Below are 2,349 nucleotides of genomic sequence, written 5' to 3' on the forward strand. Positions count from 1 at the left end.
ATTCTATCCAAGTAATCAGTCTAGATATCAGAAAATTATTGATCGTCCTCTAATTATTGGCTGGGCTGGCAATTCTAAATGGGCGGGTGAGCAGGAAGATTTCAAGGGGTATCATTCATTATTGAAACCTGCCGTCGAAATGTTACAAGCTGAAGGATTAAATGTTCAATTACATTTAGCGGATCGGCAACTCGGATTCATTCCACATGAAGAAATGGTTAAATACTATAATCAGATAGATCTTTATGTGTGTCCGTCGAAGATTGAAGGTACCCCAAATCCTGTACTTGAATCAATGGCTTGTGGTGTGCCCATTATTTCTACCGATGTCGGTGTAGTTCGTGATGCGTTTGGGCCACTGCAGCAGCATTGGATATTAGAAGAGCGTGAGCTTAGCGTTCTTGTTAATAAGTTGCGTGAATTTTACTATAATCGTGAGAAATTGATTCCACAGCTATCTGCTGAAAATATTGAATCAATAAAGTCATGGGGATGGGAAGTTAAGGCTCAGAATTTTAAAAAGTTTTTTGATTCAGTACTTACACATCGCAATTAGTGCGGTGAGGTTATTTTACTGTACCGTCATCATTGAACTTAGTCTAACATGTAATTTACTTTCTCTAGCAGGATATTTTCTGCAAAATCAACACCTGACAGGAGTATGTAATGTCCAAACAACAGATCGGCGTAGTCGGTATGGCAGTGATGGGGCGCAACCTGGCGCTCAACATTGAAAGCCGTGGTTATACCGTCTCCATCTTCAACCGTTCCCGTGAAAAAACTGAAGAAGTTGTAGCCGAGAATCCTGGCAAGAAACTGGTTCCATACTACACGGTGCAGGAGTTCGTCGAGTCTCTTGAAACCCCACGTCGTATCCTGTTAATGGTGAAAGCCGGTGCGGGCACTGACGCTGCTATTGATTCCCTAAAACCATACCTGGATAAAGGCGACATCATCATTGATGGTGGTAATACTTTCTTCCTGGACACCATTCGCCGTAACCGTGAACTGTCTGAAGAAGGCTTTAACTTCATCGGCACCGGCGTGTCTGGCGGTGAAGAGGGTGCGCTGAAGGGGCCATCTATCATGCCAGGCGGTCAGAAAGAAGCGTATGAACTGGTTGCGCCGATCCTGACGAAAATTGCTGCTGTTGCTGAGGACGGCGAACCGTGCGTCACCTATATCGGTGCTGACGGTGCGGGTCACTATGTGAAGATGGTTCATAACGGTATCGAATACGGCGATATGCAGCTGATTGCTGAAGCCTATTCTCTGCTGAAAGGTGGTCTGAACCTGTCCAACGACGAACTGGCGAAGACCTTCACCGAGTGGAACGAAGGCGAGCTGAGCAGCTACTTAATCGATATCACCAAAGACATCTTCACTAAGAAAGATGAAGAGGGTAAATACCTGGTCGATGTGATCCTCGATGAAGCGGCAAACAAAGGTACCGGTAAATGGACCAGCCAGAGCTCTCTGGATCTCGGCGAGCCGTTGTCTCTGATCACCGAATCCGTATTTGCCCGCTATATCTCTTCTCTGAAAGATCAGCGTGTCGCGGCATCGAAAGTGCTGTCGGGCCCGCAGGCTAAAGTGGCTGGCGATAAAGCAGAATTTATCGAGAAAGTCCGTCGCGCATTGTACCTCGGTAAAATCGTCTCCTACGCGCAGGGCTTCTCTCAGCTGCGCGCGGCATCTGACGAATATAACTGGGACCTGAACTACGGTGAAATCGCGAAGATCTTCCGTGCGGGCTGCATCATTCGTGCGCAGTTCCTACAGAAGATCACTGATGCTTATGCTGAAAACCAAGGTATCGCTAACCTGCTTCTGGCTCCGTACTTCAAAAACATCGCTGATGATTACCAGCAGGCGCTGCGTGATGTCGTCGCTTATGCGGTACAGAATGGTATTCCAGTGCCGACCTTCTCTGCAGCCGTGGCTTACTACGACAGCTACCGTTCCGCGGTACTGCCGGCGAACCTGATCCAGGCTCAGCGTGATTACTTCGGTGCACATACTTATAAACGCACTGATAAAGAAGGTGTGTTCCACACTGAATGGTTAGATTAATCTTTTGATTTGAGATAGTAATGGATACTATACAGTATCCATTGCTTTTATTGACTACACATATATTTATTAACATTAGGATATATAAAATTAAATTATCCGTGGAACTTCATCAGCCATGAGTAAGCAAATAATAATTGTAGGTGGTGGTTTTTTTGGCCTTTATCTTGCCGAACAATTGTCTTTGAAAGGGCATCATGTAAAATTATTCGAAAAAGAACATGATTTTATGTCCCGAGCATCATATAACAATCAGGCTCGTGTGCACAATGGATA

3 protein-coding genes are annotated in these 2,349 nt (G+C 45.4%); all 3 read left to right on the top strand.

Translation table 11 applies throughout. The features are described 5' to 3' along the window. Window positions 1-556, top strand: a 556-nt coding sequence (locus NNN71_RS24390; protein WP_271459554.1) for a glycosyltransferase, incomplete at its 5' end; no start/stop codon positions are given. Between the two features lie 110 nt (window positions 557-666). Then, a complete protein-coding gene (gene gndA, locus NNN71_RS24395; protein ID WP_271459555.1) occupies window positions 667-2,073 on the top strand; it encodes an NADP-dependent phosphogluconate dehydrogenase in 1,407 nt (468 codons plus the stop codon). Window positions 2,074-2,191: 118 nt separating this feature from the next. After that, the coding region (locus tag NNN71_RS24400) for an FAD-dependent oxidoreductase (RefSeq protein ID WP_271459556.1) at window positions 2,192-2,349 on the top strand (158 nt) is incomplete at its 3' end.

This window comes from Kluyvera sp. Awk 3, from assembly GCF_028069715.1.
In the GTDB taxonomy this organism is placed as follows: Bacteria; Pseudomonadota; Gammaproteobacteria; order Enterobacterales; family Enterobacteriaceae; genus Kluyvera; species Kluyvera georgiana_A.

Bases quoted from the DNA above. Each gene is read 5' to 3' on its own strand.
- gndA (WP_271459555.1), top strand. From the start codon at position 667: ATGTCCAAACAACAGATCGGCGTAGTCGGTATGGCAGTGATGGGGCGC.